This is a genomic window from Escherichia sp. 10290 (assembly GCF_030295155.1).
Taxonomy (GTDB): domain Bacteria; phylum Pseudomonadota; class Gammaproteobacteria; order Enterobacterales; family Enterobacteriaceae; genus Escherichia; species Escherichia coli_F.
Window position 1 is genome coordinate 955,853 of record NZ_AP025741.1, and the last position, 25,519, is coordinate 981,371.

The window sequence follows — 25,519 nt, forward strand, 5'->3', positions numbered from 1 at the left end:
TGAAAAAATGTTATTAATCGTTGAGCTAAAGTCATTAGAGATGCTTTGCCCTTAATGTAACCATATCGCAATAAGTTATGTTTTTAAATTGAGGGCATTATTATGAAAAAAATACCCTGCGTGATGATGCGAGGTGGAACCTCGAGGGGCGCGTTCCTGTTAGCGGAACATCTACCCGAAGATCAAACGCAGCGCGATAAAATATTGATGGCAATTATGGGTTCCGGTAACGATCTGGAAATTGACGGTATTGGCGGCGGTAATCCACTGACCAGTAAAGTCGCCATAATTAGCCGTTCCAGCGATCCGCGTGCTGACGTCGATTATCTGTTTGCTCAGGTTATCGTCCATGAGCAACGTGTCGATACCACGCCTAACTGCGGCAATATGCTGTCTGGCGTTGGGGCATTCGCCATTGAAAATGGTTTGATTGCAGCGACTTCGCCAGTTACCCGCGTATGTATCCGCAACGTCAATACGGGTACGTTCATCGAAGCTGATGTGCAAACGCCAAATGGTGTTGTCGAGTACGAGGGTAGCGCCAGAATTGACGGCGTACCGGGTACTGCCGCACCGGTTGCGCTCACTTTCCTGAATGCCGCTGGAACCAAAACCGGAAAAGTCTTCCCGACTGATAATCAGATTGATTATTTTGACGATGTTCCAGTGACTTGTATCGATATGGCGATGCCAGTCGTCATTATTCCGGCTGATTATTTGGGTAAAACAGGCTATGAATTACCGGCGGAACTGGATGCCGACAAAACATTATTAGCCCGCATTGAATCTATCCGCCTACAAGCGGGTAAAGCAATGGGCTTAGGCGATGTCAGTAATATGGTTATCCCTAAACCTGTGCTTATTTCTCCTGCGCAGAAAGGCGGGGCAATTAATGTGCGTTATTTTATGCCGCATTCTTGCCATCGCGCGCTGGCGATAACCGGTGCTATTGCTATTTCCAGTAGTTGTGCATTGGAAGGCACCGTCACCCGACAAATCGTCCCTTCTGTAGGATACGGCAATATCAATATTGAACACCCCAGTGGTGCACTCGACGTTCATTTAAGTAATGAAGGTCAGGATGCCACGACGTTACGCGCATCTGTTATTCGGACAACCAGAAAAATATTTTCCGGTGAAGTTTATCTTCCCTGAAAATATTCGTTGTCAGGATAAGGACAATCAATAAAGGACTTCTGTATGAGTCATACAGAAAGAACAGGATTTTAAATGAATAAGAAATCGTTATGGAAGCTAATTCTGATATTAGCGATCCCATGTATTATTGGCTTTATGCCAGCTCCGGCAGGATTAAGCGAACTGGCGTGGGTGCTTTTTGGTATTTACCTGGCGGCCATTGTGGGGCTGGTTATCAAGCCTTTCCCGGAACCTGTCGTACTGTTAATTGCCGTTGCTGCCTCCATGGTGGTGGTCGGTAATTTATCCGATGGTGCATTTAAGACTACCGCCGTATTAAGCGGTTACTCTTCAGGTACCACCTGGCTGGTATTCTCGGCGTTTACCTTAAGTGCCGCATTTGTGACCACAGGGTTAGGTAAACGTATTGCCTATTTATTGATTGGCAAAATTGGTAGCACTACCCTGGGGCTGGGTTACGTTACGGTATTCCTCGATCTGGTACTGGCTCCGGCAACACCGTCTAACACCGCGCGTGCGGGCGGCATTGTGTTACCGATCATCAACAGCGTGGCGGTGGCTTTGGGGTCAGAACCTGAAAAAAGCCCACGTCGTGTTGGACATTACCTGATGATGTCCATTTACATGGTCACTAAAACCACCAGCTATATGTTCTTTACCGCAATGGCGGGGAACATTCTGGCGCTGAAAATGATCAATGATATTCTGCACCTACAAATTAGTTGGGGTGGATGGGCGCTGGCTGCTGGATTGCCTGGCATCATTATGCTACTGGTCACTCCGCTGGTGATTTACACCATGTATCCGCCAGAAATTAAGAAAGTGGATAACAAAACCATCGCCAAAGCGGGCCTTGCTGAGCTGGGGCCGATGAAAATCCGCGAAAAAATGCTGCTCGGTGTCTTCGTGCTGGCGCTGCTGGGCTGGATTTTCAGTAAAACGCTCGGGGTAGATGAATCCACTGTGGCAATCGTTGTTATGGCGACCATGCTGCTGCTGGGGATCGTTACCTGGGAAGACGTGGTGAAAAATAAAGGCGGCTGGAATACCTTAATCTGGTACGGCGGTATTATCGGCTTAAGCTCCTTATTATCGAAAGTTAAATTCTTCGAATGGTTAGCTGAAGTCTTTAAAAATAACCTGGCATTTGACGGTCATGGTAACGTAGCTTTCTTCGTTATTATTTTCCTTAGCATCATCGTGCGTTATTTCTTTGCTTCCGGTAGTGCCTATATCGTTGCCATGTTACCGGTATTTGCCATGCTGGCGAACGTCTCCGGCGCACCGTTAATGTTAACTGCGCTGGCGCTGCTTTTCTCCAACTCCTATGGCGGCATGGTTACTCACTATGGCGGTGCGGCAGGTCCGGTCATCTTCGGCGTAGGCTATAACGATATTAAATCCTGGTGGTTGGTCGGTGCGGTACTGACGATATTAACCTTCCTGGTACATATCACCCTCGGCGTGTGGTGGTGGAATATGCTGATCGGCTGGAACATGCTGTAAATATACTCGTCATACTTCAAGTTGCATGTGCTGCGTCTGCGTTCGCTCACCCCAGTCACTTACTTATGTAAGCTCCTGGGGATTCACTCGCTTGCCGCCTTCCTGCAACTCGAATTATTTAGAGTATATCCATTTATTATCTTTCTGCGCACTTAACGGTGCGCAGATATCTGGAGCATTTGATGATCAAGTTATCTGAAAAAGGCGTATTTCTCGCCAGTAATAACGAAATAATTGCCGAAGAACATTTCAGAGGCGAAATTAAAAAAGAAGAAGCAAAAAAAGGCACTATTGCCTGGTCTATTCTCTCTTCTCATAATACGTCCGGAAATATGGATAAACTTAAAATTAAGTTTGATTCATTAGCCTCTCACGATATTACCTTTGTTGGTATTGTACAGACCGCTAAAGCGTCCGGTATGGAACGTTTCCCGCTGCCGTATGTGCTGACCAACTGCCATAACTCACTCTGCGCCGTCGGCGGCACCATTAACGGTGATGACCATGTTTTTGGTTTATCGGCAGCGCAGCGTTATGGCGGTATTTTTGTGCCTCCGCATATTGCGGTCATCCATCAATATATGCGTGAGATGATGGCAGGAGGCGGCAAAATGATCCTCGGGTCAGACAGCCACACCCGTTACGGTGCATTAGGGACAATGGCAGTCGGTGAGGGTGGCGGTGAGTTGGTAAAACAGCTGCTTAATGACACCTGGGATATCGACTATCCGGGAGTTGTTGCGGTGCATTTGACCGGAAAACCTGCGCCGTATGTGGGGCCGCAGGATGTGGCGCTGGCTATCATTGGTGCCGTGTTCAAAAACGGCTACGTCAAAAACAAAGTGATGGAATTCGTGGGGCCCGGTGTTGCAGCGCTCTCTACCGATTTCCGTAACAGCGTTGACGTGATGACCACTGAAACTACCTGTTTAAGTTCTGTCTGGCAAACTGATGAAGAAGTCCATAACTGGCTGGCGCTGCACGGTCGCGGCCAGGATTATTGTCAGCTTAACCCTCAACCGATGGCGTACTACGATGGCTGCATCAGCGTTGATTTGAGTGCCATCAAACCAATGATTGCGCTGCCGTTCCACCCGAGCAACGTGTATGAAATCGACATGCTGAACCAGAACCTGACTGACATTCTGCGTGAGATTGAAATTGAGTCCGAGCGCGTGGCGCACGGGAAAGCCAAACTCTCATTGCTGGATAAAGTCGAAAATGGTCGCCTGAAAGTGCAGCAGGGGATTATCGCGGGCTGTTCTGGCGGTAACTATGAAAACGTTATCGCTGCAGCTAATGCGCTGCGCGGTCAATCCTGTGGCAATGACACCTTCTCGCTGGCGGTTTATCCATCATCACAGCCGGTGTTTATGGATTTAGCCAAAAAAGGCGTGGTAGCAGATTTGATTGGCGCAGGTGCAATCATCAGAACTGCGTTTTGCGGCCCATGCTTTGGCGCGGGCGACACGCCAATCAACAACGGTTTGAGTATTCGCCACACCACGCGTAACTTCCCGAACCGCGAAGGCTCTAAGCCAGCCAACGGTCAGATGTCAGCGGTGGCGTTGATGGATGCCCGTTCTATCGCTGCAACAGCCGCAAACGGTGGTTATTTAACCTCTGCAAGTGAATTGGACTGCTGGGACATCGTGCCGGAGTATGCCTTCGATGTCACGCTGTATAAAAATCGCGTCTATCAGGGCTTTGTGAAAGGGGCGACCCAGCAATCGCTGATCTACGGACCGAACATCAAAGACTGGCCGGAATTGGGGGCGCTGACTGACAATATCGTCCTCAAAGTGTGCTCGAAGATCCTCGACGAAGTGACCACCACCGACGAATTGATTCCTTCCGGTGAAACCTCTTCTTATCGTTCAAATCCGATTGGTTTGGCGGAGTTTACCCTGTCACGCCGCGATCCAGGTTATGTTGGCAGAAGTAAAGCGACTGCCGAGCTGGAAAATCAGCGTCTGGCGGGCAATGTCAGCGAGCTGACAGAGGTGTTTGCGCGCATTAAGCAGATTGCTGGTCAGGAGCATATTGATCCGCTGCAAACTGAAATTGGCAGCATGGTCTATGCGGTGAAACCAGGCGATGGGTCTGCGCGTGAGCAGGCGGCGAGCTGCCAGCGTGTGATTGGCGGTCTGGCGAATATTGCCGAGGAATACGCGACTAAACGCTACCGTTCTAACGTCATCAACTGGGGGATGTTACCGCTGCAAATGGCGGAAGCACCAACGTTTGAAGTGGGGGATTACATTTACATCCTTGGCATTAAAGCGGCGCTGGATAATCCGGGGACGACGTTTAAAGGTTATGTGATCCATGAAGATGCGCCGGTAACAGAGATTACGCTCTATATGGAAAGTCTGACTGCTGAAGAGCGCGAGATTATCAAGGCGGGTAGTTTGATTAACTTCAATAAAAACCGTCAGATGTAAAAAGCGCCATGTGAATGTTGGTCGCATCCGGCACTTATTGTCGGATGCGATGCTGACGCATCTTATCCGACCTACAAATCGCATCGAACCGTAGGCCGGATAAGGCGTTTACGCCGCATCCGGCAAAAAGTTAATCGCTTTTACTTCTTCGCCTCTGCAACCACTTTGCTACCCACGCCGCGGTTATTGTATTCCCACATGCGGTTGTAGTTAGTGTCATTCAGATTACGCTGTACTTCGTCGTTATCATCAACGTTGCCAGTATTACCCGCAAACGGACGATTGGAAATCACCGCATCGGCCCACGGTTTAGCCGTGTTAAAACCTTCGTTGATGGCGCTATCACGGATCACCACCTGACCGTTGGTATTGGCATCAACATCCAGCGAGCGGCCCAGTTGCGCCACGCCATCACCGGAAGCATTGAAACGGCTGTTTACGGCGAGGAAACCGTAATAGATGTTAGACAGCGTAGCCGGTGCAAACACATACGCTTCTTGCTGAGTACGTGAGTTCACCACGCGGAATTCGGTATTATCGAACACCACTGCGCCGCGACCAGAAACGATATCCACATCCCCTTCAATGTAACTGTTGGTCACCAGAGTACGCGGCTGACGGTTGGTTTCCAGACGGTTTTGCACACCACTGTTGGTGACAAAGAATGTATTCTGACGACCGAGAATGTTGACGTTATTGATCTGCACTTTGTCGCCATCAGTACGCAGTGCCACCGCCGGATGGTTACCCGCATCTACGCTATCACCCAGCGTGTTTTCGATGGTCAGGTTTTGCAGTTGCAGGCCATTGTTTTGTGACCAGAAGACCGCAGAGCAGAGAACGCCGATACTGTCGCTGCGTTTGCTCTGGCAGCTATCGTACATATACCACGCTGGTTTACCTGGCATATATTTGCCGCGCGGGTTGACGTCGTGACGCCAGTCGGCAGGGCTCATGCCCCCATCAAGGGAAAGCCCAATCTTCACATCAATCGGTTTTTCACCTGTACCGTACAGAGTAATTCCACCCGGAGCGGCAGGGACATACACCGTTCCCTGATATTCACCAGGCATCACGGCAATATACTGGCGCTTGTTGGTGCGCTTGATAATTGCCGCATCTACCGCCGCCTGAATCGTGGTATGCGTTACACCCGGAGTACCCGCCGGGCCGACAACAAAGTCAGGTTGTGCAGGCAGAGTAATCGGTGATGGATTCCATGATGCTGCGCCCGGCGTCAGGGACGCAAAATAGTGTTGAGCATCGAAATTCTGCGCTTCTTTTGCCGACAGAATCGGGCGAGAAGAGGTACCAGGCGCGGTTTGATCAGAAGGACGTTGATCGGGTGGTGTTGAGCTACAGGCGGTCAGCGTCACGCCAAAAGCCAATGCCAGCGCCAGACGGGAAACTGAAAATGTATTCACAGGTTGCTCCGGGCTATGAAATAGAAAAATGAATCCGTTGAAGCCTGCTTTTTTATACTAACTTGAGCGAAACGGGAAGGTAAAAAGACAAAAAGTTGTTTTTAATACCTTTAAGTGATACCAGATGGCATAGCGCCATCTGGCAGAGTGATTAACTAAACATCGCAGTAATCGAGGCGCTTGCCAGAGAGTGGAAATGAACGTTAAACCCGACCATCGCGCCGCTGGCTCCTTCATCGACATCAATACGTTCTACATCCAGCGCGTGAACGGTAAAGATGTAGCGATGGGTTTCGCCTTTCGGCGGCGCTGCGCCACCGTATCCGGCTTTACCAAAATCGGTACGTGTCTGGAGCACGCCATCAGGGATTGCCACCAGACCAGAGCCAAACCCCTGCGGCAATACGCGGGTATCAGCGGGTAAGTTAACAACTACCCAGTGCCACCAGCCGGAGCCGGTTGGCGCATCCGGGTCGTAGCAGGTGACGACAAAACTTTTCGTTCCCGCAGGAACATCATCCCATGCCAGATGCGGCGAAATATTATCGCCATCGTAACCCATGCCGTTAAAGACATGACGATGCGGCAATTTATCGCCATCGCGCAGATCATTACTGATGAGTTTCATGAAACCTCCTTTCTTTTTTGCAGAAAGTGTAGCCAGAAACCCTCACGTTGACTTCCCGTTATTGGCAAAAAAATGTTTCATCCTGTACCGCGCGGTTAACCGCTGCGGTCAGACGTTGCAACTGTTGCGGGAGAATAATATAGGGCGGCATCAGGTAAATCAGTTTGCCAAAAGGCCGGATCCAGACACCCTGTTCGACAAAGAATTTTTGCAGCGCCGCCATATTCACCGGATGAGTGGTTTCGACCACGCCGATTGCCCCCAGTACGCGCACATCGGCAACCATTTCGGCGTCACGTGCGGGTGTGAGTTGCTCGCGCAGCTGTACTTCAATAGTCGCTACCTGCTGCTGCCAGTCGCCAGATTCGATAATGGCCAGGCTGGCGTTTGCTGCCGCGCAGGCCAGTGGATTGCCCATAAAAGTAGGCCCATGCATAAAGCAGCCAGCTTCACCGTTACTGATGGTTTCCGCAACCTCGCGTGTAGTGAGCGTGGCGGAAAGGGTCATCGTACCGCCGGTTAAGGCTTTACCGAGGCACAAAATGTCCGGCGCGATCCCCGCATGTTCGCAGGCAAACAGTTTGCCGGTACGACCAAAACCGGTGGCTATCTCGTCAGCAATCAGCAAGATACCTTCACGATCGCACATTTTGCGGATTCGTTTTAACCATTCCGGATGGTACATGCGCATTCCGCCAGCGCCCTGAACAATCGGTTCAATGATCACCGCCGCGATTTCATGACGATGCGCCGCCATCAGACGTGCGAAGCCCACCATATCGCGTTCATCCCATTCGCCATCCATGCGGCTTTGCGGCGCGGGAGCAAACAGGTTTTCTGGCAGATAGCCTTTCCACAGGCTGTGCATTGAGTTGTCTGGATCGCACACCGACATCGCGCCAAAGGTATCGCCATGATAACCATTGCGGAAGGTCAGAAAACGCTGGCGCGCTTCGCCTTTGGCTTGCCAGTACTGCAACGCCATTTTCATCGCCACTTCCACCGCTACGGAGCCGGAGTCCGCGAGAAAAACGCATTCCAGCGGTTGCGGCGTCATTGCCACCAGTTTGCGGCACAGCTCGACAGCGGGCGCATGGGTGATACCGCCAAACATCACATGCGACATGGCATCAATTTGCGACTTCATTGCCGCATTGAGCTGCGGGTGATTGTAGCCGTGGATCGCCGCCCACCAGGACGACATACCGTCAACCAGGCGTCTGCCGTCAGACAAAATTAGCTCGCAACCTTCGGCGCTCGCCACCGGATAAACCGGTAGCGGGGAGGTCATGGATGTGTATGGGTGCCAGATATGGCGTTGGTCAAAGGCAAGATCGTCCGTTGTCATAATCGACTTGTAAACCAAATTGAAAAGATTTAGGTTTACAAGTCTACACCGAATTAACAACAAAAAACACGTTTTGGAGAAGCCCCATGGCTCACCACCCACGCTGGACATTGTCGCAAGTCACAGAATTATTTGAAAAACCGTTGCTGGATCTGCTGTTTGAAGCGCAGCAGGTGCATCGTCAGCATTTCGATCCTCGTCAGGTGCAGGTCAGTACTTTGCTGTCAATTAAAACCGGAGCTTGTCCGGAAGATTGCAAATACTGCCCGCAAAGCTCGCGTTATAAAACCGGACTGGAAGCTGAGCGGTTGATGGAAGTTGAACAGGTGCTGGAGTCGGCGCGTAAAGCGAAAGCGGCGGGATCGACGCGTTTTTGCATGGGCGCGGCGTGGAAGAACCCCCACGAACGCGATATGCCGTACCTGGAACAGATGGTGCAGGGGGTAAAAGCGATGGGCCTGGAGGCGTGTATGACGCTGGGCACGTTGAGTGAATCTCAGGCGCAGCGCCTCGCGAACGCCGGCCTGGATTACTACAACCACAACCTCGACACCTCGCCGGAGTTTTACGGCAATATCATCACCACACGCACTTATCAGGAACGTCTCGACACGCTGGAAAAAGTGCGCGATGCCGGGATCAAAGTCTGCTCAGGTGGCATTGTTGGCTTAGGCGAAACGGTAAAAGATCGCGCCGGATTATTGCTGCAACTGGCAAACCTGCCGACGCCGCCGGAAAGCGTACCAATCAACATGCTGGTGAAGGTGAAAGGCACGCCGCTGGCGGATAACGATGATGTCGATGCCTTTGATTTTATTCGCACCATTGCCGTAGCGCGGATCATGATGCCGACCTCATACGTGCGCCTTTCTGCCGGACGCGAGCAGATGAACGAACAGACTCAGGCGATGTGCTTTATGGCTGGCGCAAACTCGATTTTCTACGGTTGCAAATTGCTGACCACACCGAATCCGGAAGAAGATAAAGACCTGCAACTGTTCCGCAAACTGGGGTTAAATCCGCAGCAAACCGCCGTGCTGGCGGGCGATAACGAACAACAGCAACGTCTTGAACAGGCGCTGATGACCCCGGACACTGACGAATATTACAACGCGGCAGCACTATGAGCTGGCAGGAGAAAATCAACGCGGCGCTCGATGCGCGGCGTACTGCCGATGCCCTGCGTCGCCGTTATCCGGTGGCGCAAGGGGCCGGACGCTGGCTGGTGGTGGATGATCGCCAGTATCTGAACTTTTCCAGCAATGATTACCTCGGCTTAAGCCATCATCCGGACATCATTCGTGCATGGAAGCAGGGTGCGGAACAATTTGGCGTCGGTAGTGGCGGTTCCGGTCACGTCAGCGGTTATAGCATGGCGCATCAGGCGCTGGAAGAAGAACTGGCCGAGTGGCTGGGCTATTCGCGGGCACTGCTGTTTATCTCTGGTTTTGCCGCTAACCAGGCAGTCATTACCGCGATGACGGCGAAAGAGGACCGTATTGTTGCCGATCGGCTGAGTCACGCCTCATTGCTTGAAGCTGCCAGTTTAAGCCCGTCGCAGCTTCGCCGTTTTACCCATAACGATGTCGCTCATCTGGCGCGACTGCTTGCTTCCCCCTGTCCGGGGCAGCAACTGGTGGTGACAGAAGGCGTGTTCAGCATGGACGGCGATAGTGCGCCACTGGCGGAAATCCAGCAGGTAACGCAACAGCACAATGGCTGGTTGATGGTCGATGATGCCCACGGCACGGGTGTTATCGGTGAACAGGGGCGCGGCAACTGCTGGCTGCAAAAGGTAAAACCAGAATTGCTGGTGGTGACTTTTGGCAAAGGATTTGGCGTCAGCGGGGCAGCGGTGCTTTGCTCCGATACGGTGGCGGATTATCTACTGCAATTTGCCCGCCATCTTATTTACAGCACCAGTATGCCGCCCGCTCAGGCGCAGGCATTACGTGCGTCGCTGGCGGTCATTCGCCGTGATGAGGGTGATGCACGGCGCGAAAAACTGGCGGCACTCATCACGCGTTTTCGTGCCGGAGTACAGGATTTGCCGTTTACGCTTGCTGATTCATACAGCGCCATCCAGCCATTGATTGTCGGTGATAACAGCCGTGCGTTACAACTGGCAGAAAAACTGCGCCAGCAAGGCTGCTGGGTCACGGCGATTCGCCCGCCAACCGTACCCGCTGGTACTGCGCGACTGCGCTTAACGCTAACCGCCGCGCATGAAATGCAGGATATCGACCGTCTGCTGGAGGTGCTGCATGGCAACGGTTAATAAACAAGCCATTGCTGCGGCATTTGGTCGGGCAGCCGCACATTATGAGCAACATGCGGATCTACAGCGCCAGAGTGCTGACGTCTTACTGGCAATGCTCCCACAGCGTAAATACACCCACGTACTGGATGCGGGTTGTGGACCTGGCTGGATGAGTCGCCACTGGCGGGAACGTCACGCGCAGGTGACAGCGTTAGATCTCTCGCCGCCAATGCTTGTTCAGGCACGCCAGAAGGATGCCGCAGACCATTATCTGGCGGGAGATATCGAATCCCTGCCGTTAGCGACTGCAACCTTCGATCTTGCATGGAGCAATCTCGCGGTGCAGTGGTGCGGTAATTTATCCACGGCACTTCGCGAGCTGTATCGCGTGGTGCGCCCCGGAGGCGTGGTCGCGTTTACCACGCTGGTGCAGGGATCGCTCCCTGAATTGCATCAGGCGTGGCAGGCGGTGGACGAGCGCCCGCATGCTAATCGCTTTTTACCGCCAGATGAAATCGAACAGTCGCTGAACAGCGTGCATTATCAACATCATATTCAGCCCATCACGCTGTGGTTTGCTGATGCGCTCAGTGCCATGCGTTCGCTGAAAGGCATCGGTGCCACGCATCTTCATGAAGGGCGCTACCCACGAATATTAACGCGTTCGCAGTTGCAGCGATTGCAACTGGCCTGGCCGCAACAACAGGGGCGATATCCTCTGACGTATCATCTTTTTTTGGGAGTGATTGCTCGTGAGTAAACGTTATTTTGTCACCGGAACGGATACCGAAGTGGGGAAAACTGTCGCCAGTTGTGCACTTTTACAAGCCGCGAAGGCAGCAGGTTATCGGACGGCAGGTTATAAACCGGTCGCCTCTGGCAGCGAAAAGACCCCGGACGGCTTACGTAATAGTGACGCGCTGGCGTTACAGCACAACGGCAGCCTGCAGCTGGATTACGCAACGGTAAATCCTTACACCTTCGCAGAACCCACTTCGCCGCACATCATCAGCGCGCAAGAGGGCAGGCCGATAGAATCATTGGTAATGAGCGCCGGATTACGCGCGCTTGAACAACAGGCTGACTGGGTGTTAGTGGAAGGTGCTGGCGGCTGGTTTACGCCGCTTTCTGACACTTTCACTTTTGCGGATTGGGTAACACAGGAACAACTGCCGGTGATACTGGTAGTTGGTGTGAAACTCGGCTGTATTAATCACGCGATGTTGACGGCACAGGCAATACAACACGCCGGACTCACTCTGGCGGGTTGGGTGGCGAATGATGTCACGCCTCCTGGAAAACGTCACGCTGAATATATGACCACGCTCACCCGCATGATTCCCGCGCCGCTGCTGGGCGAAATTCCCTGGCTTGCAGAAAATCCAGAAAATGCGGCAACCGGAAAGTACATAAACCTTGCCTTGTTGTAGCCATCCTGTATTTGGTTAAATTGCGAGCGAGATCGCGTCTTCGGTTGACTGCAATTTAACCAATTAAATTCTAAAATAATCACGAAAAAAATTTTACTTCCGCATCATGCGGTGAATGTGGGAATTGCCCAGGCGGCGGGGGATAGGGGCTGCAGACAGTTATCCACTATTCCTGTGGATAACCATGTGTATTAGAGTTAGAAAACACGAGGCAAGCGAGAGAATACGCGGCTTGCACGCGAATTGGCGTTAAAGACGGCTCAAAGAAATATCTTTTATTTTTTAACTGGTTAGATAATTGCAATGGCAGTCACTGAAGAGGCATCTCTTGCCATAAAACTGTCATCACTCATCTTGACAAATGTTAAAAAAGCCGTTGCTTTGGGGATAACCCCGTAAGGCCGGAGTTTTATCTCGCCACAGAGTAAATTTTGCTCATGATTGACAGCAGAGTTTACGCTGTAACAGAAATATTATGGTGGGGAACTGTTTTTTTATCCAGTATAATTTGTTGGCATAATTAAGTACGACGAGTAAAATTACATACCTGCCCGCCCAACTCCTTCAGGTAGCGACTCATGAGTAAACCGTTCAAACTGAATTCCGCTTTTAAACCTTCTGGCGATCAGCCAGAGGCGATTCGACGTCTCGAAGAGGGGCTGGAAGATGGCCTGGCGCACCAGACGTTACTCGGTGTAACTGGCTCCGGGAAAACCTTCACCATCGCCAATGTCATTGCTGACCTTCAGCGCCCAACCATGGTACTGGCGCCCAACAAAACGCTGGCGGCCCAGCTGTACGGCGAAATGAAAGAGTTCTTCCCGGAAAACGCGGTGGAATATTTCGTCTCCTACTACGACTATTATCAGCCGGAAGCCTATGTTCCGAGTTCCGACACCTTCATTGAGAAAGATGCCTCGGTAAACGAACATATCGAGCAGATGCGTTTGTCCGCCACCAAAGCGATGCTGGAGCGGCGTGATGTGGTTGTGGTGGCATCGGTTTCCGCGATTTATGGTCTGGGCGATCCTGATTTATATCTCAAGATGATGCTCCATCTTACGGTCGGTATGATTATCGATCAGCGCGCGATCCTGCGTCGACTGGCGGAGCTGCAATACACCCGGAATGATCAAGCCTTCCAGCGCGGTACTTTCCGCGTTCGTGGCGAGGTGATTGATATCTTCCCGGCAGAATCGGATGACATTGCACTTCGCGTGGAGCTGTTTGATGAGGAAGTTGAACGATTGTCGTTATTTGACCCGCTAACCGGGCAGATTGTTTCTACTATTCCACGTTTTACCATCTACCCGAAAACGCACTACGTCACGCCGCGCGAGCGCATCGTACAGGCGATGGAAGAGATCAAAGAAGAACTGGCCGCCAGACGCAAAGTGCTGTTAGAGAACAACAAACTTCTGGAAGAGCAGCGGCTGACTCAGCGAACCCAGTTTGACCTGGAGATGATGAACGAACTGGGATATTGCTCGGGCATTGAAAACTACTCACGCTTCCTCTCCGGCCGTGGACCAGGTGAGCCACCGCCGACGCTGTTTGATTACCTGCCTGCCGATGGGTTGCTGGTCGTCGATGAATCTCACGTCACCATTCCACAAATTGGCGGTATGTATCGCGGTGACCGGGCGCGTAAAGAGACGCTGGTGGAGTACGGTTTCCGCCTACCATCAGCGCTGGATAACCGTCCGCTGAAGTTTGAAGAGTTCGAAGCATTAGCGCCACAAACCATCTATGTTTCGGCGACGCCGGGTAATTACGAGCTGGAAAAATCCGGTGGTGATGTGGTGGATCAGGTCGTACGTCCAACCGGATTGCTTGACCCGATTATCGAAGTGCGACCGGTGGCAACACAGGTTGATGATCTTCTTTCGGAGATTCGCCAGCGAGCGGCAATTAACGAGCGTGTACTGGTCACAACATTGACTAAGCGGATGGCGGAAGATCTTACGGAATATCTCGAAGAACACGGCGAGCGTGTGCGTTATCTTCACTCAGATATCGATACCGTCGAGCGCATGGAAATCATCCGCGACTTGCGTCTGGGTGAGTTCGACGTGCTGGTAGGGATCAACTTACTGCGCGAAGGTCTGGATATGCCGGAAGTTTCGCTGGTGGCGATCCTCGACGCCGACAAAGAAGGCTTCCTGCGTTCTGAACGTTCGTTGATCCAGACCATTGGTCGTGCGGCACGTAACGTTAACGGTAAAGCGATTCTCTACGGCGATAAGATCACCCCATCAATGGCGAAAGCGATTGGCGAAACCGAACGTCGCCGCGAGAAACAGCAACGCTACAACGAAGAGCACGGCATTACGCCACAAGGATTAAACAAGAAAGTGGTCGATATCCTGGCGCTGGGGCAGAACATTGCCAAAACCAAAGCGAAGGGCAGAGGAAAATCACGACCGATTGTTGAGCCGGATAATGTGCCGATGGATATGTCGCCGAAGGCGTTGCAGCAGAAAATCCATGAACTGGAAGGGCTGATGATGCAACACGCGCAAAATCTGGAGTTCGAAGAAGCGGCGCAAATTCGTGACCAGTTGCATCAGCTACGTGAGTTGTTCATTGCGGCTTCGTGATGTTGGAGATGGGAAAATGCTCGGTTTCGCTTGTTATGTTCAAAAGCAGTTAACATGCATAGTGCAGTTACACTGGTGAAAAAGGAAGCGTACCAGAGTTGCAAGCGGCTCTGGTACGTTGATGTGCTAAACTAAAACTCATTACTTATTTACGTTATTCATAAAATTTGGCATGTTTTGAATGGTTGCGTTAATACAGAAAGATTTCTTTTTGTTCTCTGGGAAGTAGGATTTTCTGTATTTATTTTCTCTATGACGTCAATCAAGGCATTTGATATCTTAATATTTCCATTGTTAAATGCATATTTGATAAAGCTAAAATATTTATCATGGTCAGTGAGAATTAAATATGGTTTTCTTTTGTACATATCAGTAAGCTCGTTTAAATATTCTAATACGGTTTTATTCACATGCTCGATTGTTAACTCAGGCAATGCAAGTATTAATCTTGTTTCAAAGTCTTGAGTTTTGAAATTACATAATGGAAGACGTTTAATCAAATGGCTAAATAGATTTATTTTATTGATGCTTTCGGTATTCTGGTTTATTAAATAAAGTATGGTGTTGTAATAACTCACTCGTCCTTCGAATGTGCTGAAATCAATCATTTCTCGAAAAAGTTCATCGAAAATGAAAACGTTTTCTGGCGATACTCTGTACAGTTCACTAAGCATTTGAAATGTCAACCCATCTAAAGGTATTCTAAGTTTATACTCTGGTTCACCAGGAACTCTTAACTTATAATAATCACATAATCTGTTTACTTTAGTATCCTGAAATAATTTTAAAAGAAAGGTTGAGTAATCTGAAAGATTAATTCCGGAGAGGCAGTATGCATGACCCAATTTAGTTATGAATTGAAATTTATCTTCAATGTCAGGAATGTTTGTAACTAAATTTAATAGTTCAGTTAATTGTTTTGGCATATCTTCTTTATAGGCTGATTCAATAGTAAAATATAGTGATATAATATCGCTCCCTTTTATTTCAGGTAATGCTTTGAATAAATGGGTATAGAGTTCAATCTTAATTTTTATATTAGAAAATCTTAGCTTCTCCAGGAAATCCTTTAAGTTAATCTTGATTTTAATAGCTAGATTTTCAAGATAAGAAATAAATAAAATAATACCTCTTATTTTGTCTTCATCATTATTAAAATGATTGATTATTTCCAGGAATGAGTTTTGTAAGTGTGGTTCTGATAATAACATCTCTTTTTTAAAAGAAAAGACATAATTGTTAGCGATATCAAGTAAAAAATGTAAATTGCACGGTTCGTAAAAGCAGGGATCATCTATCGATTGAGTAAAAATATTCTGAATAATGAAACTTATGGCCTCTTTATTATGAATTTTATTTAGAGCGTTTTTATATATTTCAATTAGTAGTGTGTTATTGTTTGTTATATATTGTATTAGGGCTGCTTTAAAGAGGTTTGCAAACAAAGGTATATTTGCGAATATTCTGTTATATTCACTTTCAAATAACTGTCCCATAACTAATAATGTGTCTAAACTTTCCGAAAGCGGCATTCTTGATGTGTTTTCAATTAATAAATCATGTATTGTATTAATATTATTATGTAAACCATTTGATATATTCTGGTAGGTGCTGATATTATTATTTATATATGAACTTATAAACTGATTATTGAAATCATTTTCACGCCCGAGCTCTTTCCAGCGTGCAAATTCCTCATTAAATTTTTTTGCGCCATTATCAAACCATGAATGCAAAACTTTTGGGGGGCATTTTTCTGGAAATCTTTCCGGAAGACGGGGAGTGCATGATGTAAAAAATCTAGGGTGCATAATTATTTCCTTTTAATGTTAAAGTACTAAATTCGCCGCATAATAAGATAATCGTTGCTTTTTGAGGGTACTTACTTACTCAATCGTTTGTTATCAAATTGAGTAATTTTTTAAACAAGTAAAGATATTTTTCTATCAAAAATCGCTCATTTAGTCGGACAAAATTAATGTGTTAATGAAAGTTCGAAGTTAAGTGTGTTTAGATCCTTCTACGCAAGACATAACATGAGTCAAGTTTATCCAATGGACTCAATTTATATTAACGACAATACTCTTTATCTCAATTATCTTAAGTTTAATATAATGATAATGCATATATATTAATTGTTATAATTATAGGTGTAATTATTTAAAAGTTAATAAATAATATGCTTTTATTTGTGTAATCGGGAACAAGCCTATTTGAAATGAGCGATTTTTGATAGTAAATAAACTGTATTCAGGAAGACTGCAGCAATTAATTGTTTATCTGATGGAGGCAGCATGATGTTATCAGTTAATCATCGACAGTCATCTTTTGAAATTGATGAAAAGCGCGCAGAGCAATTGCTTCTTGCTGACAATGACCATACTTTTTATATGAGTAAATGGGAGCGGCTTTTTGATGTGCTGCGATTCATTTTGGGTTTCGAAACGAAAAAAGATTTTTTAAGTAGAATGTATAATGATATCCATTCTCGCTATGGATTGTTTTTATCACCTTACCTTACCGATGAAAAAAAAGAATATAATAAAGAACGTAATGAGTTTTTGACCCTGAAAAATTTTTGTCCTCCGCACATGCATGAGCTTTTTAAGTGCAAGATAGAATTTTCAGACAGTGTGATGACAACAACTTATTTTATTGGAGATAAACCAGTCAGAACTCGACAACTAATTATTTTGCAGGATCCCAATGGGCGCTTTGATTTTTCGAGGCTCAATTTTGAAGATACTGAATTCGGTGAATCAAATTTTTCTAACGTTAATTTTAATGATGCTAATATGAAGAGAGCAACACTCATGGATTGCAAATTGAGCGGTGCTAGTTTTGTAAGGACAGATCTAACAGAAGCCAAGGGTTGTGCAGATTTTTCAGGATGTTATATGGAGTATGCCATATTGAATGGCGCACAGTTTGAAAATAGTTCATTCAAGAATGCCACTTTATTTTCCTGTGATGTTGCTGGTACGAATATGTCGGGGGTAAATTTTGAATACGCAACTATAGAGAGAGGTGACTTTAGTACTTGTATTTTAAAAAATATAGTGTTGCGTGAAGCGAAAATAATAAAAATGCATACGGGATCTATGCGGAAATTTTTCTTTGACGATACTCCTCCATTACAAGATTTAATCAGGGTTGATATATGTAAAGCAAAAGAACATATCCAGAAAATTTATCAAATCTTTGAAGATATCTCTGAAGATTCAATGCCTGAAATAAAAAAAATCCTCGCCAACGAACTGAGTACAAAAAATTGTATCTATGACCTTGCAAAATTAAAAAAGGATGTATCAGAAATTAATTGCTTAGCAAAATACTATACGTCTAACAGACCACCAGAGGGATTAAATGATATATTGCAAAATGATGATATAAATATATTTGATAACTTTATTTTGTCATTAATTACAGTTGATTGCTGTATCTCTTCTTCTTTTTTGTTTAATCTTAGTGAAGAGAGGATTAATTATTATTTAGATCGCTTTACAGAACAACCTACATTAATGTTATCATTTAGTACTGCATATGTAATGATGACTGACCTGGCACTAAAAAGTAAAAATAATATATTGGCAGAAAAAGCATATAATATTTATAAAACATATTTACAACATAAGGATGTTAAACCTTATACTGAAGGAAATGATTATCCAGACTTCTCGGAATGGCGTAAACAACAAGATCATGATGATGCTTGGTACGTATTGTTTTCAGCACAGCAAAATAATCGTGCAATGCGTCTTTCATCTAATGCCTTAAATAAAATGTTGGATACCACTATTAAAAATAAGGACTGGGACCATTTTTATCTATATGCAGCACCAGAACAAGTGTGCTCGCTTGCAGATATTAATCTTAATACCGTATTGATGACCGAATTCCCAGTGTTTTCCTACCCATGGAAACGGTCACAACATAATATTTTATTAAAAAATTATCTCAAAATCCTTCAGCTTGGTGATCTATACGAACCATTTGTCACTGCATCACAAAGTTGTTGTTCTCAAACCAAAATGGATGGTATTGATGAACAAATAAAATTAAATGAAATTTTTGCGCCTCTTATGAAACTCATAGATAATTACTCATTGCAGGCGCAATCTATAGAAGGTGCGGGTTATGAAATGTTAAGTAAAAATAAAAAGATAAAACAAAAAAAGAATGTTAGCGAACTAGTGAAGTATAAGTCTTGTTTAAATATTAAGGGAAACCATTATAAAGATTTAATGAAGGCTTGCAGAATGGAAAATGCAAATAAAACGGAACAAGCAATGCTTCTGATAAGTTTTGCTGTCGTGTTCGCAAGATATTCTTCAGCTTCAAGTTTAGGAACGGAATACAATTCTCCGCAAATCCTCAGAGTTTACTCTGCTGCTCTTTTACTAAAAGCATATGAACTGGAAAACTCGATTGTTGAATCTGAAGCTCTGGATAACTGGTTAACGGTACTACTGGGATTAGGCTCTGGTTTAAATTGCACGGCCATTTTATCAAAAAATATAGCAGATTATACTCGTTCTCATCATATTGATAAATATTTAGATTCGGTGGCTCCCAAAGCATGGGGATTATAACATTTTTAGAATAGGCATGGCACAAGAAACATCAAGAAGCAAAACTAAATTCCAGAAAGTGGAAAGATAAATGAGCTGCTAACAATGGGGTTGTGCCAAAAAAAGGTGACTATGGCCTTCTATAATTTAAAACGCCATAGTCACAGTCGTATTTTTCTGCCCCCGGCACAGGCGCTTAACCTAGTGCCTGTAATGCCTTTTCCAGTGCGTTATGCAGCAACTGGCGGTCATGACGATAAGGAATATCGCTGGCCTCCAGTACTTCCTGAATCACAATTCTGTTGTTAACTGCGGATACATCAGCTTTCGGTCCAACAACTACCGCATCAATCACTTTTTTACCAACATACTGCTCCATAATCGCCAGCTTATTTTCCAGCTTGAGATTTGCAGCAGGCAGGCTTAATTCTCGCCCCAAATTACCGATATACACCATCGGGGCAGGCGTTCGGCGTAATGCCTGAGCCATTTCCTTGAGCAGCAGAATGGGCATAAGACTAGTATAAAAACTCCCTGGCCCAATAATGATCAGATCCGCCTCATTAATCGCCAGCACCGCTTCACGTGTGGCAGGTACGTTGGGGGTTAAGAGTAGCTCCTGTATCGGCGCGGTGAGCTGGTCAATATTGACCTCGCCGTAAACTTCATGCCCCTGATCGTCAATCGCCATTAAATCAACAGGATGCTCCGACATCGGAATCAAATGTGCGTCCACTTTCAACAGATTGCGAATCAGATTAATCGCTTCAAGAGGCCGCACGCTAAGGTGATCCAGTGCCTTCAACATCAGGTTTCCAAGGTTGTGCCCGGAAAGTTCGCCATTACCGCCGAAACGATATTCAAACATTGCGGAAGCGACGCTGGGTTCCGTTATCAACTGGTTAAGGCAATTGCGCATATCGCCCCAGGCAATTCCACCTTCTGAGCGGCGAATACGCCCCGTTGAACCACCGTTATCCGTGGTGGTCACGATACCCGTTAAACGAGAACCCAAAGATGAAAGTGATGAGAGAACGCGTCCCAGTCCATGCCCTCCGCCGAGAGCAACGACACGATCAAGGTCAGCCAACGTACGATTGCGCATTATAGTTTCCTGGAGTCAGATTTTCCGCGTTACAGTAGCGCAAATTGCGGGGAAACAGCAATTAACCTGCCAATATTGAGGATACAAACTATTTTCTTCTACCTCTAAAGGACGATGTACGCTATGCATCCGTGATGATGTATATCAAAGTAAAACCGCTATTTTCCCTTATTCTGTAGCGAAATAGCACGATCATGACGCTATATATATGATTACATAGCGAAAGTGTGGATGGTAAAAATCCTGTTTACACGCTAGTATCGGCTTAACCACTAAACACTCTAGCCTCTGCACCTGGGTCAACTGATACGGTGCTTTGGCCGTGACAATGCTTACAAAGATTGCCACCAGGGCGAAGGAAGAAATGACTTCGCCTCCCGTATCTGGAAAGGTGTACATGGCTTCACAACTGACTGATGCATTTGCGCGTAAGTTTTACTACTTGCGCCTGTCGATTACCGATGTGTGCAACTTCCGTTGCACCTACTGCCTGCCGGATGGCTACAAACCGAGCGGCGTCACCAATAAAGGCTTTCTGACCGTCGATGAAATTCGCCGGGTTACGCGCGCCTTCGCCAGTCTGGGCACCGAAAAAGTCCGTCTGACGGGCGGAGAGCCGTCTTTGCGTCGCGACTTTACCGATATCATCGCCGCTGTGCGAGAAAACGACGCTATTCGCCAGATAGCGGTCACCACCAATGGTTACCGTCTGGAACGCGACGTGGCGAACTGGCGTGATGCTGGTCTTACTGGTATCAACGTGAGTGTCGATAGCCTCGACGCTCGCCAGTTTCATGCTATTACCGGACAGGATAAATTCAACCAGGTCATGGCAGGGATCGATGCTGCATTTGAGGCCGGTTTTGAGAAGGTCAAAGTCAATACCGTGCTGATGCGTGATGTTAATCATCATCAGCTCGACACCTTTCTGAACTGGATCCAGCATCGCCCTATCCAGCTGCGTTTCATCGAACTGATGGAAACGGGCGAGGGCAGCGAGCTTTTCCGCAAGCATCATATCTCTGGGCAGGTTCTGCGTGACGAGCTACTGCGTCGCGGTTGGATCCACCAATTACGTCAACGCAGCGACGGTCCCGCGCAAGTCTTTTGTCATCCGGATTACGCCGGAGAGATTGGCCTTATCATGCCGTATGAAAAAGACTTCTGCGCCACTTGCAACCGCCTGCGCGTCTCCTCCATTGGTAAACTCCATCTCTGCCTGTTCGGTGAAGGCGGCGTTAACCTGCGCGATTTACTGGAAGACGATACCCAGCAACAGGCGCTGGAAGCGCGTATTTCAGCGGCGCTGCGGGAGAAGAAACAGACCCATTTCCTGCATCAAAACAACACCGGTATTACGCAAAACTTATCGTACATTGGCGGCTAAAACGTCAAAAGGAGAGATCAGATGAGTCAGGTAAGCACTGAATTTATCCCGACCCGTATTGCTATTCTTACGGTTTCTAATCGTCGCGGTGAAGAAGACGATACCTCCGGTCACTATCTGCGCGATTCGGCGCAAGAAGCGGGCCATCACGTTGTCGATAAAGCCATTGTGAAAGAAAACCGCTACGCTATTCGCGCTCAGGTATCTGCGTGGATCGCCAGCGACGATGTACAAGTGGTGTTGATTACGGGGGGGACTGGCCTGACGGAAGGTGATCAGGCTCCCGAAGCACTGCTGCCGTTGTTCGACCGTGAAGTTGAAGGTTTTGGTGAAGTGTTCCGGATGTTGTCGTTCGAAGAGATTGGCACCTCAACGTTGCAATCTCGTGCGGTAGCGGGTGTTGCTAACAAAACGCTGATTTTCGCCATGCCCGGTTCAACCAAAGCGTGCCGTACCGCTTGGGAAAATATCATCGCACCGCAGCTGGATGCCCGTACGCGTCCGTGTAATTTCCATCCACATTTGAAGAAATAAGTATGTCGCAACTGACCCATATCAACGCCGCTGGCGAAGCGCACATGGTGGATGTCTCCGCCAAAGCAGAAACCGTGCGTGAAGCGCGCGCCGAAGCCTTTGTCACCATGCGCAGCGAGACGCTGGCGATGATTATTGATGGTCGCCACCACAAAGGCGACGTATTTGCCACTGCGCGTATCGCCGGTATTCAGGCAGCAAAACGCACATGGGATTTGATCCCGCTGTGTCATCCGCTGATGCTCAGTAAAGTTGAAGTCAATTTGCAGGCCGAGCCGGAGCACAATCGGGTGCGTATAGAAACCTTATGCCGCCTGACCGGGAAAACCGGCGTTGAAATGGAAGCGTTAACCGCGGCCTCCGTGGCGGCGCTGACCATTTATGACATGTGCAAAGCGGTGCAAAAAGATATGGTAATTGGTCCGGTACGTTTGCTGGCGAAGAGCGGCGGCAAGTCAGGTGACTTTAAGGTGGAAGCGGATGATTAAAGTTCTTTTTTTCGCCCAGGTGCGCGAGTTGGTGGGAACAGATGCAAGCGAAGTGGCTGCGGATTTCCCAACCGTTGAAGCGTTACGCCAACATCTGGCTGCGCAGAGCGATCGCTGGGCGCTGGCGCTGGAAGATGGCAAATTGCTGGCTGCCGTCAACCAGACGCTGGTGAGTTTTGACCATCCGCTGACTGACGGCGACGAAGTGGCTTTCTTCCCGCCGGTAACCGGAGGTTAAGATGGCAGAAACCAAAATTGTTGTCGGCCCGCAGCCATTCAGCGTAGGAGAAGAGTATCCGTGGCTGGCGGAGCGTGATGAAGACGGTGCGGTAGTCACCTTTACCGGTAAGGTGCGCAACCATAACCTTGGCGACAGCGTCAAAGCATTAACCCTCGAACACTATCCGGGGATGACTGAAAAAGCACTGGCAGAAATTGTCGATGAAGCGCGTAACCGCTGGCCGCTGGGGCGCGTCACGGTGATTCACCGCATTGGGGAATTATGGCCGGGCGATGAAATCGTTTTTGTCGGTGTCACCAGTGCGCATCGCAGCAGTGCGTTTGAAGCCGGGCAGTTTATTATGGATTATCTCAAAACCCGCGCACCGTTCTGGAAGCGCGAAGCCACGCCGGAAGGCGACCGCTGGGTCGAAGCTCGGGAGAGCGATCAGCAGGCGGCAAAACGCTGGTAGTTTTTTGTTAGCCGGATAAGGCACCGCTGCGTCCGGCAATTTCACCGCTCAGTATATGCGTTTACGCTGCGTCGATGCACAGCCTCATCATTTTGCAGTATCCTTAAGATATTCCTTATATCTTCAGGAGATCGTCATGGACAGATTCCCACGTTCTGATTCAATCGTACAACCCCGGGCTGGCTTGCAAACTTATATGGCGCAGGTCTATGGCTGGATGACCGTTGGCTTGTTGCTGACCGCATTTGTTGCCTGGTATGCGGCTAATTCCGCGGCCGTGATGGAGCTGTTGTTCACTAACCGTGTCTTTTTAATCGGTCTGATCATCGCGCAATTAGCATTGGTTATTGTGTTATCAGCGATGATTCAAAAGCTGAGCGCAGGTGTAACGACGATGCTCTTTATGCTTTATTCGGCGCTGACGGGTCTTACGCTTTCCAGTATTTTCATTGTCTATACTGCTGCTTCTATCGCCAGTACTTTCGTCGTTACTGCCGGGATGTTCGGCGCAATGAGCCTGTACGGTTACACCACGAAGCGCGATCTAAGTGGCTTTGGCAATATGCTGTTTATGGCGTTAATCGGCATTGTGCTGGCATCGCTGGTGAACTTCTGGCTGAAAAGCGAAGCGTTGATGTGGGCAGTTACCTACATCGGCGTGATTGTCTTTGTTGGATTGACGGCGTATGACACTCAGAAACTAAAAAATATGGGTGAGCAGATTGATACACGCGATACGTCGAACCTGCGCAAATATTCCATTCTTGGCGCGTTAACCTTGTATCTGGACTTCATCAACTTGTTCCTGATGTTGTTGCGGATCTTCGGCAACCGCCGTTAATTCTTTTTCACCATCAATATCCCGGCCATGTGTCGGGATTTTTTTCGGATTTTATAAAGACTATTCCGCTCATTTACATGAGAACTCAGTCGCTGCAAATGTCACACTATCCGTATGCGTCAATTCAGGGATAGATAACTCATTTGAACCGTCAATACGCTGTCACTTACTTGCCCGGAAAAAATCGGCCCCTCATTGGGTGGCTGGTAGCTGGCGGGATAAAACACTATTGCGATTTTATTCGCTTGTTTCGGTTTCCTGCCATGAACGCTCTTGTGCTTGTCTGGCCCAGGCATTCACGGTGCAGGTAATGGACGCATATTGTAGAAATCAAATGATGAATGTAATAAAGATAATTATTGCGATTACAGGTGTTATGATTATGGTGATGGCACATGACCTCGGTCGCGAGATATATACGTCATATTTCAGGCCGTCAAGTCACGGAGTTGGTTTGGGATTTATCCGCTTTTATATGCTTTTTGTTCTCCTTCCCGTGGTATTCCTGACGCCATTTATAGCAAATAAGTACACGCACACACTATCTTGTATTGCAACATTATATTTATTGTTTTCGTGGGGCGGTTCGCATCCATTGAGAGTTATTTTAATGATTTTATCATTCATGCTATCGTATATGGCGGTGTTATTTCTAAAGAAAATTGATGCAAAAAGGAAATGAAATGCCACATATATTTAAAAATATTTATAATATTAAGCAAGGGAGGTTTTTATGTCATTAGTTTGCACAATAGAAAATAAATATGTAGATAAATTTATGGCTATTCTGCTTTTAGGGGCTTTACACTCGCTGGAAAGGGGAGCAGTAACCATAGATGAATCTGAATTGCTTGTTTTCTGTCCTTTTTTTGCCCGTACTCTACGGAGGAAAGGTTGTGATAAAGAATTAATAGATATAATTTATCATGGTTGTGAGCTTGAGGATATCGAATCGCTCCTCCCTGAAAGGCACGAGACTGTCATACAAGAACTAATTCTCCAAACAAACGATTTTATCTATACAAAAAGAGATGATTATCCCTTAAGTGATGAAAGGGAAAATAAAGTCTCTTTTAAATTTACGGATAAATAGGTTTATGAGA

General features: G+C 47.5%; 21 protein-coding genes and 1 riboswitch. Of the genes, 16 read left to right on the top strand and 5 right to left on the bottom strand.

Annotation, left to right across the window (positions count from 1 at the left end):
* Positions 1-102: 102 nt before the first annotated feature.
* The 3 genes from QUE74_RS04590 to QUE74_RS04600 all read left to right on the top strand — a co-directional run bounded on the left by QUE74_RS04590 (position 103) and on the right by QUE74_RS04600 (position 5,108).
* On the top strand, positions 103-1,155 hold the full coding sequence (locus QUE74_RS04590; RefSeq protein WP_000723634.1) for a 4-oxalomesaconate tautomerase: 1,053 nt from the start codon (positions 103-105) through the stop codon (positions 1,153-1,155).
* Between the two features lie 75 nt (positions 1,156-1,230).
* On the top strand, positions 1,231-2,664 hold the full coding sequence (locus tag QUE74_RS04595) for an anion permease (RefSeq protein ID WP_001036488.1): 1,434 nt from the start codon (positions 1,231-1,233) through the stop codon (positions 2,662-2,664).
* Positions 2,665-2,846: 182 nt separating this feature from the next.
* Entirely contained in the window at positions 2,847-5,108 is a 2,262-nt protein-coding gene (locus QUE74_RS04600; protein WP_000593876.1) for a hydratase, read from the top strand.
* 140 nt (positions 5,109-5,248) lie between these two features.
* On the opposite strand, the gene QUE74_RS04605 is transcribed toward QUE74_RS04600, so the two are convergent.
* From QUE74_RS04605 to bioA, 3 genes are all read right to left on the bottom strand, one after another.
* Entirely contained in the window at positions 5,249-6,532 is a 1,284-nt protein-coding gene (locus tag QUE74_RS04605) for a putative acyl-CoA thioester hydrolase (RefSeq protein ID WP_001091589.1), read from the bottom strand.
* Positions 6,533-6,683: 151 nt separating this feature from the next.
* Complete coding sequence (locus tag QUE74_RS04610; protein ID WP_000767386.1) at positions 6,684-7,160, bottom strand: kinase inhibitor; 477 nt, start codon at positions 7,158-7,160, stop codon at positions 6,684-6,686.
* A 58-nt stretch (positions 7,161-7,218) separates the two neighbouring features.
* Positions 7,219-8,508, bottom strand: coding sequence for an adenosylmethionine--8-amino-7-oxononanoate transaminase (gene bioA / locus QUE74_RS04615; protein WP_001360525.1), 1,290 nt, complete (start codon positions 8,506-8,508; stop codon positions 7,219-7,221).
* 86 nt (positions 8,509-8,594) lie between these two features.
* Between bioA and bioB the strand changes: the two genes are divergently transcribed.
* The 5 genes from bioB to uvrB all read left to right on the top strand — a co-directional run bounded on the left by bioB (position 8,595) and on the right by uvrB (position 14,798).
* Positions 8,595-9,635: a biotin synthase BioB gene (gene bioB, locus QUE74_RS04620; RefSeq protein WP_000930076.1), complete on the top strand. Its 1,041-nt coding sequence runs from the start codon at positions 8,595-8,597 to the stop codon at positions 9,633-9,635.
* A complete protein-coding gene (gene bioF, locus QUE74_RS04625) occupies positions 9,632-10,786 on the top strand; it encodes an 8-amino-7-oxononanoate synthase (RefSeq protein WP_000118862.1) in 1,155 nt (384 codons plus the stop codon). The genes bioB and bioF overlap by 4 nt, the downstream gene beginning before the upstream one ends.
* A complete protein-coding gene (gene bioC / locus QUE74_RS04630; RefSeq protein WP_000246780.1) occupies positions 10,773-11,528 on the top strand; it encodes a malonyl-ACP O-methyltransferase BioC in 756 nt (251 codons plus the stop codon). Before bioF ends, bioC begins: the two co-directional genes overlap by 14 nt.
* Positions 11,521-12,198: a dethiobiotin synthase gene (gene bioD, locus QUE74_RS04635; protein ID WP_000044827.1), complete on the top strand. Its 678-nt coding sequence runs from the start codon at positions 11,521-11,523 to the stop codon at positions 12,196-12,198. Before bioC ends, bioD begins: the two co-directional genes overlap by 8 nt.
* Positions 12,199-12,776: 578 nt before the next feature.
* Entirely contained in the window at positions 12,777-14,798 is a 2,022-nt protein-coding gene (gene uvrB, locus QUE74_RS04640) for an excinuclease ABC subunit UvrB (protein WP_000042543.1), read from the top strand.
* 158 nt (positions 14,799-14,956) lie between these two features.
* Here the strand turns inward: uvrB and QUE74_RS04645 are convergent, their stop codons facing one another.
* Positions 14,957-16,609: a hypothetical protein gene (locus tag QUE74_RS04645; RefSeq protein WP_000553520.1), complete on the bottom strand. Its 1,653-nt coding sequence runs from the start codon at positions 16,607-16,609 to the stop codon at positions 14,957-14,959.
* Between the two features lie 483 nt (positions 16,610-17,092).
* Here QUE74_RS04645 and QUE74_RS04650 point away from each other — a divergent pair, with 483 nt between their 5' ends.
* Complete coding sequence (locus QUE74_RS04650) at positions 17,093-19,390, top strand: pentapeptide repeat-containing protein (protein ID WP_000979677.1); 2,298 nt, start codon at positions 17,093-17,095, stop codon at positions 19,388-19,390.
* Between the two features lie 175 nt (positions 19,391-19,565).
* On the opposite strand, the gene yvcK is transcribed toward QUE74_RS04650, so the two are convergent.
* The gene (yvcK, locus tag QUE74_RS04655; protein WP_001246025.1) at positions 19,566-20,474 is read right to left on the bottom strand and encodes a uridine diphosphate-N-acetylglucosamine-binding protein YvcK; all 909 of its coding nucleotides are present in this window, start codon (positions 20,472-20,474) and stop codon (positions 19,566-19,568) included.
* Positions 20,475-20,739: 265 nt separating this feature from the next.
* A riboswitch (molybdenum cofactor riboswitch) is annotated at positions 20,740-20,884 on the top strand.
* On the opposite strand from yvcK, the gene moaA reads away from it, so the two are divergent.
* The 7 genes from moaA (at position 20,872) to QUE74_RS04690 (ending at position 25,509) form a co-directional block, all read left to right on the top strand.
* A complete protein-coding gene (gene moaA / locus QUE74_RS04660; RefSeq protein ID WP_001295301.1) occupies positions 20,872-21,861 on the top strand; it encodes a GTP 3',8-cyclase MoaA in 990 nt (329 codons plus the stop codon). (Overlaps the previous riboswitch by 13 nt.)
* A gap of 21 nt (positions 21,862-21,882) precedes the next feature.
* A complete protein-coding gene (gene moaB / locus QUE74_RS04665; protein ID WP_000084639.1) occupies positions 21,883-22,395 on the top strand; it encodes a molybdenum cofactor biosynthesis protein B in 513 nt (170 codons plus the stop codon).
* A 2-nt stretch (positions 22,396-22,397) separates the two neighbouring features.
* On the top strand, positions 22,398-22,883 hold the full coding sequence (gene moaC, locus QUE74_RS04670; RefSeq protein ID WP_000080885.1) for a cyclic pyranopterin monophosphate synthase MoaC: 486 nt from the start codon (positions 22,398-22,400) through the stop codon (positions 22,881-22,883).
* Entirely contained in the window at positions 22,876-23,121 is a 246-nt protein-coding gene (gene moaD / locus QUE74_RS04675; protein ID WP_000598604.1) for a molybdopterin synthase sulfur carrier subunit, read from the top strand. Before moaC ends, moaD begins: the two co-directional genes overlap by 8 nt.
* Position 23,122: 1 nt before the next feature.
* Positions 23,123-23,575: a molybdopterin synthase catalytic subunit MoaE gene (gene moaE / locus QUE74_RS04680; RefSeq protein ID WP_000852287.1), complete on the top strand. Its 453-nt coding sequence runs from the start codon at positions 23,123-23,125 to the stop codon at positions 23,573-23,575.
* Between the two features lie 136 nt (positions 23,576-23,711).
* Positions 23,712-24,416: a Bax inhibitor-1/YccA family protein gene (locus QUE74_RS04685; protein WP_000373624.1), complete on the top strand. Its 705-nt coding sequence runs from the start codon at positions 23,712-23,714 to the stop codon at positions 24,414-24,416.
* 733 nt (positions 24,417-25,149) lie between these two features.
* Positions 25,150-25,509 carry a DUF3969 family protein gene (locus tag QUE74_RS04690; protein ID WP_000060505.1) on the top strand — a complete coding sequence of 120 codons (360 nt, stop codon included), beginning with the start codon at positions 25,150-25,152 and terminating at the stop codon, positions 25,507-25,509.
* Positions 25,510-25,519 lie beyond the last annotated feature (10 nt).

Excerpts from the sequence above, each read along its gene's own strand:
- bioC (WP_000246780.1), top strand. The coding sequence starts at position 10,773 with ATGGCAACGGTTAATAAACAAGCCATTGCTGCGGCATTTGGTCGGGCA.
- moaB (WP_000084639.1), top strand. The coding sequence starts at position 21,883 with ATGAGTCAGGTAAGCACTGAATTTATCCCGACCCGTATTGCTATTCTT.
- QUE74_RS04600 (WP_000593876.1), top strand. The coding sequence starts at position 2,847 with ATGATCAAGTTATCTGAAAAAGGCGTATTTCTCGCCAGTAATAACGAA.
- QUE74_RS04610 (WP_000767386.1), bottom strand. The coding sequence starts at position 7,160 with ATGAAACTCATCAGTAATGATCTGCGCGATGGCGATAAATTGCCGCAT.
- QUE74_RS04595 (WP_001036488.1), top strand. The coding sequence starts at position 1,231 with ATGAATAAGAAATCGTTATGGAAGCTAATTCTGATATTAGCGATCCCA.
- QUE74_RS04650 (WP_000979677.1), top strand. The coding sequence starts at position 17,093 with ATGATGTTATCAGTTAATCATCGACAGTCATCTTTTGAAATTGATGAA.
- moaC (WP_000080885.1), top strand. The coding sequence starts at position 22,398 with ATGTCGCAACTGACCCATATCAACGCCGCTGGCGAAGCGCACATGGTG.
- yvcK (WP_001246025.1), bottom strand. The coding sequence starts at position 20,474 with ATGCGCAATCGTACGTTGGCTGACCTTGATCGTGTCGTTGCTCTCGGC.
- bioF (WP_000118862.1), top strand. The coding sequence starts at position 9,632 with ATGAGCTGGCAGGAGAAAATCAACGCGGCGCTCGATGCGCGGCGTACT.
- QUE74_RS04690 (WP_000060505.1), top strand. The coding sequence starts at position 25,150 with ATGTCATTAGTTTGCACAATAGAAAATAAATATGTAGATAAATTTATG.
- QUE74_RS04685 (WP_000373624.1), top strand. The coding sequence starts at position 23,712 with ATGGACAGATTCCCACGTTCTGATTCAATCGTACAACCCCGGGCTGGC.
- moaA (WP_001295301.1), top strand. The coding sequence starts at position 20,872 with ATGGCTTCACAACTGACTGATGCATTTGCGCGTAAGTTTTACTACTTG.
- moaE (WP_000852287.1), top strand. The coding sequence starts at position 23,123 with ATGGCAGAAACCAAAATTGTTGTCGGCCCGCAGCCATTCAGCGTAGGA.
- uvrB (WP_000042543.1), top strand. The coding sequence starts at position 12,777 with ATGAGTAAACCGTTCAAACTGAATTCCGCTTTTAAACCTTCTGGCGAT.
- bioB (WP_000930076.1), top strand. The coding sequence starts at position 8,595 with ATGGCTCACCACCCACGCTGGACATTGTCGCAAGTCACAGAATTATTT.
- bioA (WP_001360525.1), bottom strand. The coding sequence starts at position 8,508 with ATGACAACGGACGATCTTGCCTTTGACCAACGCCATATCTGGCACCCA.
- moaD (WP_000598604.1), top strand. The coding sequence starts at position 22,876 with ATGATTAAAGTTCTTTTTTTCGCCCAGGTGCGCGAGTTGGTGGGAACA.
- QUE74_RS04645 (WP_000553520.1), bottom strand. The coding sequence starts at position 16,609 with ATGCACCCTAGATTTTTTACATCATGCACTCCCCGTCTTCCGGAAAGA.
- QUE74_RS04590 (WP_000723634.1), top strand. The coding sequence starts at position 103 with ATGAAAAAAATACCCTGCGTGATGATGCGAGGTGGAACCTCGAGGGGC.